12 protein-coding genes and 1 tRNA gene are annotated in these 15,860 nt (G+C 45.2%); 5 read left to right on the forward strand and 8 right to left on the reverse strand.

Annotated features, from left to right (window positions below; all coding sequences use genetic code 11):
* Window positions 1-200: 200 nt before the first annotated feature.
* From FRX45_RS05490 to FRX45_RS05505, 4 genes are all read right to left on the reverse strand, one after another.
* A complete protein-coding gene (locus FRX45_RS05490; RefSeq protein ID WP_152267387.1) occupies window positions 201-509 on the reverse strand; it encodes a hypothetical protein in 309 nt (102 codons plus the stop codon).
* Window positions 510-837: 328 nt separating this feature from the next.
* Window positions 838-4,620 (reverse strand): hypothetical protein, encoded by a 3,783-nt coding sequence (locus FRX45_RS05495; protein WP_152267388.1) that lies wholly within the window; start codon window positions 4,618-4,620, stop codon window positions 838-840.
* Window positions 4,621-4,658: 38 nt separating this feature from the next.
* A complete protein-coding gene (locus FRX45_RS05500; RefSeq protein ID WP_152267389.1) occupies window positions 4,659-6,233 on the reverse strand; it encodes an NPCBM/NEW2 domain-containing protein in 1,575 nt (524 codons plus the stop codon).
* Window positions 6,234-6,724: 491 nt separating this feature from the next.
* A tRNA-Ser gene (locus FRX45_RS05505) sits at window positions 6,725-6,811 on the reverse strand.
* A 168-nt stretch (window positions 6,812-6,979) separates the two neighbouring features.
* Between FRX45_RS05505 and proB the strand changes: the two genes are divergently transcribed.
* The 4 genes from proB to FRX45_RS05525 all read left to right on the forward strand — a co-directional run bounded on the left by proB (window position 6,980) and on the right by FRX45_RS05525 (window position 11,723).
* Window positions 6,980-8,014 carry a glutamate 5-kinase gene (proB, locus tag FRX45_RS05510; protein WP_152267390.1) on the forward strand — a complete coding sequence of 345 codons (1,035 nt, stop codon included), beginning with the start codon at window positions 6,980-6,982 and terminating at the stop codon, window positions 8,012-8,014.
* 9 nt (window positions 8,015-8,023) lie between these two features.
* Window positions 8,024-9,265, forward strand: coding sequence for a glutamate-5-semialdehyde dehydrogenase (locus FRX45_RS05515; protein ID WP_152267391.1), 1,242 nt, complete (start codon window positions 8,024-8,026; stop codon window positions 9,263-9,265).
* A gap of 183 nt (window positions 9,266-9,448) precedes the next feature.
* On the forward strand, window positions 9,449-10,951 hold the full coding sequence (locus FRX45_RS05520) for a tagaturonate reductase (protein ID WP_152267392.1): 1,503 nt from the start codon (window positions 9,449-9,451) through the stop codon (window positions 10,949-10,951).
* Window positions 10,929-11,723 carry an SDR family NAD(P)-dependent oxidoreductase gene (locus tag FRX45_RS05525; protein WP_152267393.1) on the forward strand — a complete coding sequence of 265 codons (795 nt, stop codon included), beginning with the start codon at window positions 10,929-10,931 and terminating at the stop codon, window positions 11,721-11,723. Before FRX45_RS05520 ends, FRX45_RS05525 begins: the two co-directional genes overlap by 23 nt.
* A 4-nt stretch (window positions 11,724-11,727) precedes the next feature.
* Here FRX45_RS05525 and FRX45_RS05530 read toward each other — a convergent pair whose 3' ends face one another.
* A complete protein-coding gene (locus tag FRX45_RS05530) occupies window positions 11,728-12,735 on the reverse strand; it encodes a Smr/MutS family protein (RefSeq protein WP_152267394.1) in 1,008 nt (335 codons plus the stop codon).
* Between the two features lie 399 nt (window positions 12,736-13,134).
* On the opposite strand from FRX45_RS05530, the gene FRX45_RS23210 reads away from it, so the two are divergent.
* Window positions 13,135-13,302, forward strand: coding sequence for a DUF6728 family protein (locus FRX45_RS23210; RefSeq protein WP_193311599.1), 168 nt, complete (start codon window positions 13,135-13,137; stop codon window positions 13,300-13,302).
* Here the strand turns inward: FRX45_RS23210 and lpxB are convergent.
* The 3 genes from lpxB to surE are packed head-to-tail and all read right to left on the reverse strand — an operon-like array spanning window position 13,277 to window position 15,506.
* Entirely contained in the window at window positions 13,277-14,380 is a 1,104-nt protein-coding gene (gene lpxB / locus FRX45_RS05535) for a lipid-A-disaccharide synthase (protein ID WP_152267395.1), read from the reverse strand. The genes FRX45_RS23210 and lpxB overlap by 26 nt on opposite strands.
* 41 nt (window positions 14,381-14,421) lie before the next feature.
* Window positions 14,422-14,721: a hypothetical protein gene (locus FRX45_RS05540; RefSeq protein WP_152267396.1), complete on the reverse strand. Its 300-nt coding sequence runs from the start codon at window positions 14,719-14,721 to the stop codon at window positions 14,422-14,424.
* Entirely contained in the window at window positions 14,718-15,506 is a 789-nt protein-coding gene (gene surE / locus FRX45_RS05545) for a 5'/3'-nucleotidase SurE (RefSeq protein ID WP_152267397.1), read from the reverse strand. The genes FRX45_RS05540 and surE overlap by 4 nt, the downstream gene beginning before the upstream one ends.
* Window positions 15,507-15,860 lie beyond the last annotated feature (354 nt).

Consider the following 15,860-nt stretch of genomic DNA (forward strand, 5'->3'; position numbering starts at 1 on the left):
GATTTCGGAGCACAAAACTATCAATAAGCTCAGAACTGGAATAAAAGCCCAACGCTCTGGGTTTTCACGCCGGTCGCCTGGCGCAAAAGCCGTGTTATAGTGGTTCGGCGGCATTCTGTTTTTCGTCTGCGGTCAGTCAGTTTTAATTTTAGCGTAAATGTCCAAACTTATAAATTTCCCGTTTTTAATTTCGCATGCTCTCATTGTTCCTTCGTACCGGAAGTCAAGTTTAGCCATTGCGTTTTTACAAATTCTGATGTTGAAAGTTCTGCTGTATTTACGACAATTTCTCTATTTGAAATTGACTTAAAGTAGTCCCAGTCTGTGACAATTAAAATCTCAGGATAAAGCTTTTGACCTTCCTCATGATAGTCTGCAATCAAATTTATTAACTCTACAATTCCTTCCTTTAATTGGGGCAGTGTCGGAAATCTCTCGTCGTACAAGAATGCACCAACTGCCGATAAAGTGTCGTCTTTTAGAGAGTTCTTTTTTACAGGTTTCGTCATCAGTCAGTTCTAAATGTTTTTAATATAGTGTGTCGCTTTGCAGTACCGCCAACTCATCGCTTTGGCCATTCTTTTTAAAATATTTATAAGTACTTATAAACGCTTTTAAGCGCGTATTAATGGATAAGCGTACGGGGTGATCATAGCAATATGGACTGCGCAGGTAATTCGAATGATTGAGTCAAAATCATGGGTTGTAAATGGCCGGGTTGAATATTGAGTTTTGTGCGGGTGCGGGCTTCGATGGATCCAAATTTAATGAAATTAAGGGTATTGTGTAAAAAAAAATGGCGGCTTGTTGTTTGATCAATGCGTTGCTCATATTCGGTTAATGAGCATTCAACGACCGAGTCCCCTGCAAAAGACTTACAGCAATCAAACCCATTGCTGTTTCAGAACTTACACACCTGAACCGTATTTCCCTGATCTTTCTTGTGGGATCGGTTACCAGGTCGGTAACGGAAAGTCCGGGTGCATCAAAATTCATGGTCTGCTTTTTTTTGATTTCCCCAAGCGGCACCGCGAAGGCGTTGGGACAAAACGCCTGCACCATGGATGGCATATTATAGGGCGGTATGAGTTGAACCACCTGGTTTTCTCCTTTTTCATATGCGATCTCTATTTCAGCAGCGGGATAATAACTTTTGCTGGTTTTGGTAAGGTTGGCGGTAAGCAGGTATATCTTTTCGGCAAAAGCCGGATTTTGTAAATGAACAATAGCCTGGGCGGGAATATGCTGGTTGTTCTCTGCATTTACCAAAGCGAGCACGTTGTTTTTGTTGGGCGCATGTTCAATGAAAGAAAAAGGCACGGGGTAGCTAAGGGTATCCGGGATAGAGGGCACCCACCACCACGAAGGGCTCATCTGCTCCGGCAATACCCCATAGCTGATGACGCTGGTGGGCGATGAAAAGAGCTTATACCCCAGTGAGTCTGTGAATAAACTGTCGCGCCAGTCAACCCCCACGGCAGCGCCTGTATAGTCTATGCGCCATTTGAAAGCATTGTTCCCGTACAATTCGGCAAGACTGGTATTGTAATGGCTGCTGATATTGAGCGGGATGATCTTTTTTGCCAACGCTTCCGTCTGCGGCAACTGCCAGTCAATGGCGTGCGCTGTTTTTTTATCGTTCATGAAGTCCACTGTAAAGGATAATGATCCGCGGCTCAGTTCGGCCCAAACTGCGTTCAAAGGAATTTCAAAATCATTCGTGGCGTGAGGCGCGAGGGTAATGCGATGAACAAAAGGACGGCCGTTGATCTCAACCCGCATATCGCCGGATTGTTGAACAATAGTATTATTGGTAAGACGGAACCGCAAAGTCTTTTTCTTATGATCAACGGCGGGCGACAATAATTTTGCCGGCTTTGATGAGCCGTTACCGGTTTCTTCCCATGCCTCGTATATTTCACTTATGGTCCAGGGATCCCGTATGCTGAGCTCCAGCGGCTGGAACCAGGATATATTGCCTTTCTTCAGTTCGGCGAATAAAGTGAATTTGCCGGTTTGGGGAAAACGCACCCATATCGTTCCATCTTTTACATGTATGGTGCCGGGATTGTCCTGCGGGCTGGTAACACCCACGATGGCTGCATTGCTGATGCGGAAACTGTCTTCGCGGTTAACAATGCCGTTGGTGTTGCCGGTAATGGAAAAATCATCGGGGTGTAATTTGATCTGTATTTCATGCACGGAAGCTGCTGCATCCGATCTTATGATCACCCGGCAGTAGTTTACTTCTTTGCGGATTTCAAAATTTGTATTCCGGCCATTGATGGTAACTTCTTTTACGGCCTGTCGCACCGGTATCTCCGCCCGGAGTATCCTGTCAACAGGAGTTTTGACGCGCAATGTTATTTGGTTGTTGCCCGTAAAATACGCGTAAGCCACATCCGGGATCTCAATGGAGGGATCCTTCCATTGCCCGGGGAAGGAGGGCCTGATCACGAGCAGGTTTTCATTAAAATAAGGTTTGATCCCAAATACATTGTCCAGCACCGCCATCATGAACATCTGGTCGCTCTCGAGGCTGAGCAATGACCTGCCGCCGGCAATGGCGGTGCATTCAGGAACGGTATATATTTTTTCTGCAGCCGTTTTCAGCAATGTCCAGTAATGGTCCATGTCATTTGCCATAGCCGCAGATGCGATGGAGCTCATGGCTTCGGCATAGCTGTCGTAATGGTTGCTCCAGCACACCGGCCAGTCTTTATTGCTGTATTCTATTACGCCATTGGTTGTGGGTTGGTGATAATGATCCCTGATAAAACGCATGGAAGTATAGTTTTTCAGGGGATCGCCTATGCCGCGCCATATGGCATAGTTGGATTCCTCATTGCCCGGCATGTTGCGGAGTTCGGCATTCCAGTCGCCCGAACTATAAGCGCCGATCTTTTTGTTGTAACGGGTTTCATAGGCCGCTTCGGTCTTTTGCAGGAGCCGCTTGTACCTTTCCCGGAAATCGCCATCCTTTGAAGGGTTATCCGTTACCTGGAAGGTTTCCCGCTGCCAGTCCACAACTTCCAAAATGGTGGCCATTTCATAGCCGGCCCTTAGCGCTTTAATGGCCATGGCGGTCCATAAGGCTCCTGATCCGCCCCGGCTTTTGCCGTCGCCATTCCAGTTTTCATAATAGCCGGTAAAAAAGCCATTGTGCAGAGGGTTGCTGGTGGCAATGAAATGCTCAAGCGCCCTGTGCACGGTGGGCCACATTTCTACCAGGAAATTTTTGTCGCCGGTCCACCGGTAATGGTACCACACCTGGTCAATGAAATACGGATTGATCTCTTCCGCCCATGTACTGATCGTAAACGCCGGCTCAAAATAGCGCTGGCGTCCTTTAACATCCTGTGTGCCGCTGATGAACCGGAGCGTGGAAGCCACTTCCTCATGAAAACCCGCGGCTTCATGCCCGTATAATCCGCAATTTATTTTTCCATACTTCATGTAGTTGCTTCCGTGCATATAAGCAGGATACTCATAATTGGAGATCAGGCGTGAGCCAAGACTTTGAACGGCGTTGTCGAAAGCTGCATCTCCCGTTTTCACCCGTACCCTGTTCTGCATGGACGCCCAGTATTGTTTGGATTGGGTAATGGGCAGGTTTGCATTGCTTACAACTGCCAAAAATTTTTTTTCCGGGTCCAGCCCCCTTTGAATCCAGTGATGAAACCATTTTTTTTGCATTTGGTCTGTCCATTCCTGTGAGGGAAAAGGCCGGTACCGCAGCCGCTTAACGGCATCATCAACTGCCTGGCGGTCATAATCTGTATAGCCCCACACACAGATCAATGTGTCTGCTGCCGGGGCTGTCTTGTTTGCCGTAAGACTGGTTTGGGTAACGCCTCCGCGATAAACGGCTTTATTGCTGGTGGAACCGGTGAAGATGCGCGTGTACCGGTCGTAGCTGAATTCGCTGTAAGCGCCGCCGTCTTTTACAAAACGCGCGTCTTCGTAATGCCAGTTCAACTGGATTTTTTTTCCCTCAGCGGCTTCTACATGCGCTGTTAAGGCACAGCCATAGTTTTCCAGGAAAGTATGGGCTGTGAGCGTAAGCTTCAGCTTCATCTGCCTGTCTTCGCATATCCATTGGGGTTCTCCAGCCGATAGAGTGGTGGTGATGCTGCTGAATGCATCCAGGTATTTTCTGGATTTCCCGGAGATGACTTCCAGGCGGATCTTCCCGTTTACGCCCAGGTGCGGCAATATAGCGGGTTTGGCATAGGCGCTGCCCGTGTCGCGCAATGACAGCCGCACAATGGGCTTATCGCCCACCGACAGCTTCCACACGCCTGTGGTGATAACATATTTGCCTTCCGAGCTGCCATTTTTCTTTATGAAGGATCCTTCGCCGTAGGGCTGGTAATCGCCCGGACCAGGGGCGTTTCCCATCAGTCCGCCGTCGAAATAGGGGGTGGCCCTGCTCAATGGATCCATAACGGGAACGCATAGCTGCTTTTGTGCCGCGTTGGAAAACCGGACGGATACGGGAATGGAATCGCTTTGATGTAAGTCCGCATGTTGCGGGGGAAGCATATTTGTACCAGTGCCGTTTCCATACAAGGTGGCAAACAATAAAAGTATAGCGGGGAAGAATTGGTAGTGAAACATCTTATCGTTTGAAAGGTATTGAAACAGTCATGTTAACCTTATTTTTTACAAAACCCGGCATTCACCCAATTGCCAAGATTATAAGGGCTTGTTTTACCGCCATCGTCGCAAACCAGCACGATCTGGCGGCTGCCTGCAGGGATGGACACATCAAAACGCCAGGGTTCCTGGGAGATGCGCATTACGGGGCTTTCGGCCACCAGGTTCCCGTCAATAAATATTTTAAAAACCATTTTGGGATACATGGCAATGTTTCGGCCATTCTCCACCGTTAGCATATTATCGTCAACACCGGCGAGTGCAACAAAACGTTTCCATTCGGGTTTCAGATCCAGCCTCGTGTACGCATTGGCACGCATGCCCAATCCTTCTTTAAACGTTCGCTCCCTGATCCGCAGTGGTTTGCCCTCATAAGAAGTATTGACAGCAGGTTTCCAGAGGCATGCTGCATAATCAGCCCGCATGGCTCCGTACAGATCTTCCACAGGCTCAACAGTTGAAACAACAATATCCGGCTGCGGGGGCACCGCCGGCATGTGTACAAAAAAGGCGTTGCCATCTAAGGAAACTTTTTTGTTGCTGTGGAAAGCAGCCGTTTTTAAGGTAGTGGTTTTGTTCAATACAAAAGGGCGATCGTACCGCGGCGACAATGCCGTTGGAGCTGAGCCATCTGTTGTATACCTGATCACGGCATCTTTTACATAAGGAATTTCCAGGGTAACTGTTTCCGTGTTTTCAAAAAAATACGGGCGGTTTATCGTACCGGCAGGAGTAATACGCACCGGCTCTGTAATCCATTCGTCTTTCCACTTACCCACTCTGCGCAATGCATCAGCAAAAACTGTGGTTGGGATGCCGGCGCGCTCCAGGTCGTCTGCAGCCTGTTCGTTTCCCTTACTGGGTGTATAAGCAGTAGCGGGGTTATAAACTGTCATGGCAAAAGCCATATCACGGGCGAATATCGTTTCCAGTCCTGCGCCGTACATATAGGTTAGCCCTTCGGGTTTCTCCGAGATACAGATATTGGTAGCGCCTCCAAAATAAATGAGATGTGTTATGCCTTTTGTTTTACATAGTGAATACAATTCTTTTGTACCAGCTACAATAAGATCCTGATCGGCTATTTTCATATCAGCACTCATAGCATCCCAACCGTAGTTAAGCTTGCAGTAAATGCCGGGACCGCACATACAATCATCATAAGGGGTAGTAAAGGTGCAGGAGTAACTCCGGTTGCTGGGAACCTCGCTGTAAGGAACAGCCATTGCCCGCTGCCGTTGCGACCAACCCGAATACATACTGGCTACATCCGTGGGCGCCCAGATCACCTGCATGCCCAAACTCCTTGCACCGGCAAGCGCACGGTTCATACGGGTTGCCATTCCTCCGGCCTGCTCAGTCCAGGTCATGCACCAGTGGTAGTTCCAGGGATCTATGATCACAATCGCTATGTGGGATGCATCCACGTTTTGGGTATTGGAGAGCAACTGTTTTGTTTGCGGATCGCGGGTATGCATGGTGATCGGGAAGGCTGTGGATTGTGCGGGAAGCAGCTTACAGGCAGCAAGGCAAACAAATACCATGCACATTGAAAAGATGATCTTTTTTGTCATATGGCAGTTTTACAGACAGGTAAAAATGATGCGTTTGAGATACTGTTTGTTGTGAAAAATAGGTCAGGGGTTGCAGCATTCATGGGTTCAGCAAACTGATGAACATTGGGTTAGCGCAATTGTGCTGATATACGGTAGCTGAAGATAGTGAAAAAAATTGCAGGTTTAGCGGCTTTTTACTGGTGGGTGTCTTCACCTGCGAGGGTATAAATAGTGAGTGTTTCGGTGTGTTAAGCCACACCGGTAGGCGAAACTTTCCGGTCGGTGAGACACAGACCGTTAGTGGAAGCTTCGGCGAACGAAGCCGTATGCTTCGACTAAAAGGGATGATTTTAAATGATCCCTGGCGCCTGCGGCGGGCGGGCTTAAGCCGGTAAATGACCGTTCGCTTCGCTCACTTCCATTTTTGTTTCCACTCACTTTGCAAAGCAAGCTTTGCACGCTCGTGAAAACAAAAATGCCCCGCGGTTGCGGGGTCATTTACCGGCTTGCGGAGAGACAGGGATTCGAACCCTGGGTACAGTTGCCCGTACAACGGTTTTCGAGACCGTCCCATTCAACCACTCTGGCATCTCTCCTTATCAATCATCCCGGCAAAAGTATCTAAAAAACCCCTTCCGTATTTCAATTTTTTAAAGCAGGTGGTATGCTTTTGCTGTGCCGGCTGCCTCACCCGAAAAGTTTGGATGGTTAAATCTTCCTTCTCCTCCGTATTTTTGCAACTATTCTAAAATGAGGGTTTATTCATGTTAAGAAAGGTATTGGTCATTAAGTTAGGCACGGCTGTTATTACCGATGGGGAAGGAAAGATTGATCAGTCTGTTATAAAAAAAATTGCGGCGCAAATAGCCACACTTAGCAAAGAATATAATATAGTGCTGGTATCCAGCGGGGCAGTAGGCAGCGGCAGATCATTTTTTAAGAGATATAAGGGCACGTTAACAGAAAGAAAAGCAGCAGCAGCGGTGGGCAATCCCATGCTCATTCAATTGTATCATAAATATTTTTCGGCGCATGGTATAACGGTGGCGCAGGCCTTATGCGAAAGACATCATTTCTCCAACCGGAAACAATTCCTGCAACTGAAGGAAACCTTTGGCGAATTTTGGCAGAACGATATTTTGCCGGTAGTAAATGAAAATGACCTGGTAAGCAATATCGAACTCAAGTTCTCAGATAACGACGAACTGGCAACATTGATCGCTATCGGCTTCGATGCCGACAGCCTGATCCTTTGCACTTCCGCCGGGGGATTAATGGACAATGAAAGAAATATCATACCAATTGTACAAAAAATTGATGCCACCATACTCGGCTATGTATCCAAAACAAAATCCAGCCTGGGACTGGGCGGCATGCTCTCCAAGCTCACCTCCACCAAATTGGCTGCTTCTCTTGGAATAAGAGTGATCATCTGTGGGTTAAGCGGAAAGGATACTTTAATTTCGGCCCTGCACGGTAAAAACGGCACCACCTTTGTTGCGCAGCCTTCCAACCTCAAAGCCCGCCAGAAATGGCTTGCCAGCGGGTCAATTACTATTGGCGGCGTATATATAGATAAAGGCGCATCAAAAGCCTTGCATGCACGAAAGAGCCTGCTTACCGTGGGGATCAAAAAAGTAAAAGGTAATTTTGTTGCCGGCGAGGTAATACAATTGATTGATGAAGATGAAACCATTGTAGGCGTGGCCAAAGCAAAGCTCAGCGGAACCGAGATCAGTAAACAAATTGCACATAAAAATATTGTTGCGGCGCACGCCGATGACATTGTTATTTTTTAATTGACAGTAATGAGCACTACAATTGCACAAATAAAAAAAGCATACCAGGCGGCTCCGCACTTAAGGGCGATGGATGATAAACAGTTGAAGAAGATATTACTGATGCTGGCGGATGAACTCGAGAAGCAGCAGGCTTCCATATTGAAAGCGAATCAAACTGACGTAGCAAAGCAGGAACCCGGCAATCCGCGTACCGATCGCCTAAGATTGGATGAAAAAAGGATTAAAAATATCGCGCAGAGCATCCGTAAAGTGAGCCGGCTGCCCAATCCTGCAGGAAAGATACTGGAGAAACGAAAACTAAAGAATGGCTTATTGCTTGAAAAAATAGCTGTTCCGCTGGGAGTGGTGGGCGCCATATACGAATCAAGACCCAATGTTACATTTGATATCGCCGCCTTATGCATTCGCAGTGCCAATGCCTGTGTGCTCAAAGGCAGCAGTGAAGCGGAGCATACGAATCTTGCAGCCATCCGCATTATACAGCAGGTACTAAAAAAGAACGGGCTTCCTGCCGCTGTGGTTACTTTGCTGCCTTCGGAAAGAGAAACCGTGCAGGAATTATTTACTGCTACTCAATATGTGGATGTGCTGATACCGCGCGGATCGGATGGGCTTATCCGTTATGTGCGGCAGAACAGCCTGGTTCCGGTTATTGAAACAGGAGCAGGCGTGTGTCATGTATATGTGGAAAAGAAAGCCGATATCAGTAAAGCGGTGAACATCACGGTTAATGCAAAGGTGTCCCGCCCTTCCGTGTGTAATGCTATGGACGCGTTGCTGGTAGATCAATCCATAGCTACGGCCTTTTTACAAAAATTGCAACCGGCGCTGGGCCAGTACCATGTTGAGATTTTCGCCGATCCGGCTGCGTATAAAATATTAAAAGGCTATCCCCATCTGCGCAGGGCAACCCTGGCTGATTTTGGAAGAGAGTTTCTTGATTTGAAATGCGCTGTTAAAGTGGTGAAGGATTCCACAGAAGCGATTGACCATATCCGTAAGTATTCTACCAAGCATTCGGAAGCGATTGTGACGGAGGATAAAAAACAGGCTGAATATTTTTTGCATGAAGTAGATGCCGCCGCCGTTTACCATAATGCCTCTACACGGTTTACCGATGGAGAAGAATTTGGTTTGGGTGCCGAAATTGGTATCTCCACTCAAAAGCTCCATGCCCGAGGACCTTTTGCGCTTGAAAAATTAGTTACCGAAAAATGGGTGATCAGGGGTAACGGGCAGGTGAGATAATATGGAACCTGTCAGGACTGCGGGGTGCTTTGGTGCTGAGCAGTCCTAACAGGTTTATCATATGGATTTCGGGTTTTAGATTTATTTGTTTTTTTTTTGATTCTTGTTATCCGGCACGGCGGACAGGTTTGATTTTTGGTTCTTTTCGGATTTAGAATTTTTTGACTTCGAATTTTTCACAATATGGTATTAAACAAAAGCAATCTTTCAGTCATCAAAAGCAACGCAGGACAAAAACCGGGAACCAACGTGTTTGATTTACCGGAGAAGGTTTTACAATTTGGTACTGGTGTTTTATTGCGGGGTCTGCCCGATTATTTTATTGATAAAGCCAATCAGCAGGGCCTGTTTAACGGCAGGATAGTAGTGGTAAAATCAACAGACACCGGTGGAACCGATGCTTTTGAAGAACAGGATGGATTATACACTTTGTGTGTGCGTGGTATAGATAAAGGAGAAAAGGTTGAAGAGAACCGTATTTGTTCGGCTATAAGCCGGGTATTATCGGCAAAGCAACAGTGGGATGAAATTTTAAAATGTGCGCATAATCCTCAACTGCAAATTATTATTTCCAATACCACAGAGGTTGGAATAACATTGGTGGAAGAGGATATCCGGCAGAGACCGCCGGCTTCATTTCCTGCAAAACTTTTGGCCTTTTTATATGAAAGGTATAATGCCTGTGGGGGTAAGGCAGATGGAGGTATGGTTATTATTCCTACTGAATTAATTGTAGGCAATGGCGACCAGCTTTTTTCTATTGTTTCCAAATTAGCTGCATACAATAAGCTGGAACCTGCTTTTATGGAATGGATGAAGGCAAACAATAGTTTTTGTAATTCGCTTGTAGACCGCATTGTGCCGGGAAAGCCGGCTGCTGAAGCAAAGCAAAAGATAGAAGATGATTTGGGCTACACCGATGAATTGCTGATCATGTGTGAAGTATACCGGTTATGGGCTATTGAGGGAGATGACAAAGTAAAAGATATATTGTCTTTCGCACCTGCCGATAGCGGCGTGATCATTGCGCCGGATATAGAAATGTATCGAGAGCTCAAACTCCGTTTACTCAATGGAACGCATACCCTCAGTTGCGGCTTCGCTTTTTTATCCGGGTTTAATACGGTAAAAGACGCGATGGAAGATAAGGCGTTCGGACAGTTCGTACATGATCTAATGCTCAACGAGATTGCTCCCGCCATTCCCGCTAAAGTTGATGCAACGGAAGCTGAACGTTTTGGTTTGCAGGTGTTAGACAGGTTTCGCAACCCCTATATCAATCACCAGTGGATCAGCATAACCATGCAGTATACTTCAAAAATGAAAATGCGGGTGGTGCCGGTGCTGCTGAAGTATTTTGCTGATCATAACAAGGCGCCCCAACATATAGCTTTGGGCTTTGCCGCTTATTTGCTTTTTATGAAAGCGGTAAAAAAGGAAAGCGATGGATATAGGGGAGAATTGAATGGAAAATTCTATCCCATCAACGATGACAAAGCAGTTTACTTTTTTGAACAATGGAAAAAATATGAGGCCGATGAACTGGTGCAGCAGGTATTAAGTGATACCAGCTTGTGGGGCAATGATCTTTCCGCGCTGCCCCTGTTTGTGCAAACTGTGCAAACCAATCTTAAGGCTTTAATGACACAAAATAAAATCCAATATGAACTTGCAGCTAAAAGATAAAACCGCATTTATCAGCGGGTCAACGGCAGGCATCGGTTTTGCAACCGCGAAAAAGCTGCTGGAAGAAGAGGCCATTGTTGTTATAAACGGGCGGTCGCAGGAAGGTGTGGATAAGGCTGTGCAGGAGTTAAAAGCATTAACAGGGAGCTCAAATGTTTCAGGTATTGCGGCCGATTTTTCAAAAGTGGAGGAGGTTAATCATATAATAGCACAGCTTCCGGAAATTGATATTTTAGTTAACAATGCCGGTATATTTGAACCAAAGCCTTTTGTTGAAATTCCGGATGAAGACTGGTTTCGTTTTTTTGAGATCAACGTTATGAGTGGTGTGCGGTTATCCCGCCATTACTTCCCCGCAATGCTAAAGCAGAACTGGGGTCGTATCATTTTTATTTCGAGCGAATCGGCTGTTCTTATTCCTGATGAAATGATCCATTATGGCGTTACCAAAACCGCCCAGGTTGCGGTGAGCAGGGGACTTGCGGAGTTAACAAAAGGAACCAATGTAACGGTTAACACCATTTTGCCAGGTCCCACAAAATCAAGGGGAATTGGCGACTTTATAAAGGATATGGCCAAAGCGGATGATATTTCTGTTGCTGAAGTGGAAAAGAATTTCTTTAAGGATCTGAGGCCAACCTCCCTCATTCAACGTTTTGCTTCCATTGATGAGATCGCCAGTCTTGTGGTATATATTGCTAGTCCGCTGGCGTCTGCCACCAATGGTGCGGCACTGCGTGCAGACGGAGGACTGATACGTTCCATTTTGTAGGGGGTTAAAAATAAATCTCCGTTGCACCATAGCCAAAAGAGGGGTGAAACTGGTTGACAAAAGATTTTACCTCTTTCTTATGGCGGAGAATATCATGAATTTCATCCCGCAGCTTTCCGGTGCCTACCCCATGTACAACGATCAGCATAGACTGGTGATGCTGCAGGGCAAGGTCATAATATTTTTCAAAGGTTTTTAACTGCAGGTCTAATTTCTCGGCCTTGCCCATTTTTTCCCAATGATCGGTGAGCTTTTCAATATGCAGGTCAATTACGGTTCGGGGAGGAGCGCCTGCCTTTGTTTTTGCAGACTCATATATTTTATATCCTGCTGCTGATAGCTTATCTAAGTCGGGTTTTTCTTCTATGATACGATCGGGATATTTTTCAAACAACGGGTATGAAAAACTGGCTTCCTGCTTCAGTTTCATTTCTTCAATTTTCTGGAACACCTGTTTAGCCCGAAGCTTTAAAAAGGTTTCATAATATTCCGCTTTGGCTTTATCGGGTTTTGTTAGTGAAAATTCGAACCAGAACTTAGGTGTATCGTTCAGGTTTTCAAAAGGCACATCGTGCAGGTAAAAATCGCTCAGCGGCAGTACTTCATTTTTCAATTCAAACTCGGCTTCTCCTGCAAGCGACAACTCATAGGTAAAGGAAAAAGCATTTTCTGTTTGATTAACAAGATAGAGTTTAAATTTCTCCACAATATCATCGTCAAATACATCTTTATCAAATACCGGCAAAAGAGCAAGCCATACGCCTTCACCTACCTTGTATTTCGCATTGTTCTTTTCCTTTTTTATATCGTCAACATATTGCTTCGGCTTTTTAAGATCTGTTTTCTTTTGAGAAAACCTTTTGAAATAAGGAAAATCAATCTGGTCTAAGTACGCTGGAAACTTAACGCCTTTCACATCTACCATTACCATTTTTTCATTGATAATATCAATGATCTGTCCTTCCTCATCCGAGAGAAGCAGTAAAACCGTGTCGCCTAACTGGTATTTCATAACAGGCAAAAATACGGATAATCAGGCATCCGTCGCAAATGCTCCCGCAGGGGGTATTCGGTCTACTACTTCTTATGGCAAAGCAGGAACAATCGTACACTTTTGTATTGTTATAATAAGGTACGATCATCTGTATTGTTCCTCCGCAGTTTATCGTTTGATTGTAGCGAAGACAGATGCTTCCCTGCCTGCCGGCAGGCAAGCTGCGTCAGCATGACAAGCTATAGTGTGTCGCTGAACTGTAGTGCAAGAGCCGAAACCCATCCTGCAGTTTGTCATGCTGAGGAACGAAGCATCTGTATATTATTTGTTTCCTGGTGCTTTGTATTACTCTGTATTCCATCGGATTCTTTCCGTTTTAGGCATTAGCTTTGTGGTTTATAAAATAAACGCAATGCTATGGGCATATGGCATCAAATAGCGCAGTATCTCTTTCTCAAAAAGAAAGATAAGGATGAAGAACCTGGTTCATTGATAAAATATATGCACGGCATTAACCGCATTTCCATTTTGCTTTTTCTTTTCGCCATCATTGTAATGATCATCCGTTTTGCAAAAAATTGCTGATGGCTTTTGCCGCATTGGCAGATGCATGTCCTCCTTTGCTCAACAATGTTTTTAATGCGCTGTAATCTTCCCGAAGTTGTTCAATGCGTTCTTTGCCGGTAAGCAGTTCATGTAATTCTTTTTTTACATTGCTTACTGTAAGTTCATGCTGTATCAGTTCTTTTACCACGGGCTTATCCATAATAAGATTTACCAGCGAAATGTATTTTATTTTAATTACCCGTTTGGCAATTTCATACGAGACAGCGCTGCCCTTATAGCAAACCACTTCGGGCACACCAAACAATGCGGTTTCTAATGTAGCCGTACCCGAAGTAACCAGCGCGGCTGTCGCCTGCATTAAAAGGTCATAGGTTTTTCCCGACACAGCCTTTACATTGCTGTAGCCGCTGAGCATGTTGTTGTAAAATTCCTTATCCATCCCCGGCGCCATCGCTACCACAAATTCGTGATCAGTAAAATGTCTGCTCACTTCAAGCATTACGGGTAGTTTTTTCAGTATCTCCTGTTTGCGGCTACCGGGCAGCAGGGCGATGATGTTTGTTTTTACCGTGTTTTTATGCTGATCCTGCCATTCATCAACTACTTCCACCAGCGGATGTCCTACATATTCCACTTCGTAGTTCCATTTTTTGTAAAATTCTTTTTCAAAAGGAAGGATCACCAGCATTCTATCTACGCAGTTCTTAATAATGTTCACCCTGTTTTCCTTCCAGGCCCACACCTGTGGAGATATATAGTAAATAACTTTTAACCCCTGGGTTTTGGCCCATTGGGCTATGCGGAGGTTAAAGCCGGGGTAATCAATGAGTATGATCGCATCGGGTTTAAAATCGGCAATATCTTTTTTACAGAAAGAAAGGTTCCGGAGAATGGTGCGGAGATTTTTAACGACCTCAATAAATCCCATGAAAGCCAGTTCACGGTAATGCTTCACTAAGTGAGCGCCGGCGGCCTGCATCATATCGCCACCCCAGCAGCGGATATCGGCTCCCGCATCTGTTTTTTTTAATTCCTTAATCAGGTTCGACCCGTGCAAATCGCCCGATGCCTCTCCTGCTATAATATAGTATTTCATTTTTTTCAGGACATAACATTCACTTACCACTTACCACTTTCCTATCCCCAAACCTTAAACAACAATGCTGTAATGGCATATACAAGAGTTACTGCAAAAACACCTTTTGCCGTTTGATCCTTACGGGAATTAATGTACAATGTAAAAATAACGATATTCAAAAAAAGGCAGGGAATACTAATAGCTGTAACCAGCCTCTTATTATCATGTAAAGCCCCAAACATGTCACCCATGCTGTACAGGGGATAAAATTTTATAAAGTAGTAAATAACGAGACTCAGCAGCGGAGCTATAAATCCCATGATCAATCCAAAGGGGAGGTTGTCTTTTTTAAAAATCACTGTTTAAAAGTTTTTTCGAGTTTGGTCTTTAAAACGTAATTGGTCAGATCAAATTGCACAGGCACCACGCTCACATAATTATTGGCCAAAGCCCAAACATCGGTATCTTTTCCCTTATCAAAATTTACAAAGGCGCCGGTAAGCCAATAGTATTTTTTGCCCGTTGGATCTTTTCTTTCATCAAAATCTTCTTCATATTTAGCATAAGCCTGCCTGCATACTTTGATGCCGTTTACCAGGCTTTCGTCAACGGCGGGGAAATTTACATTGAGGCAAAGATGCTTATCTGCTTTGCGCTTCATTATGGCTTCCACAATTATTCTGGCGTATTTACGCGCTGCCGTAAAATCGGCTTCCATGCTGTAATCGAGCAGTGAAAAGCCGATAGAAGGAATGCTTTCAATAGAAGCTTCAATAGCCGCACTCATGGTGCCGGAATAAATAACATTAATGGAATGATTGGGCCCGTGATTTATTCCGCTGATGCATATATCCGGTTTTTGACCTAATATTTTATCTACAGCCAGCTTTACACAGTCTACCGGTGTGCCGCTGCAACTCCATGCTTCTGTTCCTTCTGCCAACTGAACCTGCTGTAGCCGGAGCGGCGAACCAATGGTAATAGCATGCCCCATACCCGATTGCGGTTTATCGGGAGCCACTACTACTATTTTGCCGAGGCCTTTTACCGCTTCCACCAAATTGCGGATACCCGGCGCCATTACGCCATCATCATTGGTAACCAGTATAATGGGTTCTTTTTTCTTACGTTTAGCTTTCGCCATTCAGGTGCGTATATTTATTTTGTAAAAATCATGATTATTTGGTTGCCGCCCAAATTGCAGCAAAATAAAGAGAAGGGACAGGCAAAATCAATTTGTTATCGTGAAAAGTGAGAGGAAAGCAGTGAGGTGAAAGAATGGTGAAAGGTTAAATGTGCGCGCCTTACTTCCCACATTTGACGTTTCACGTCTCCCGTTCGGCATAGTTCCGGTTTTTTGGACAAAGGCATTTTTAATAAACATGTGCAGAAGCGCAGCATGGTCTGAAGGTATCCGTATAAAAAATTTAAGGGTATCTGTAAATTTTTAGCAAAAATATTTTGTTATAACTAATAGTATTAGTAGTTTGCATACTAA

The sequence above is a fragment of the Agriterribacter humi genome (assembly GCF_009192765.1).
GTDB lineage: Bacteria > Bacteroidota > Bacteroidia > Chitinophagales > Chitinophagaceae > Agriterribacter > Agriterribacter humi.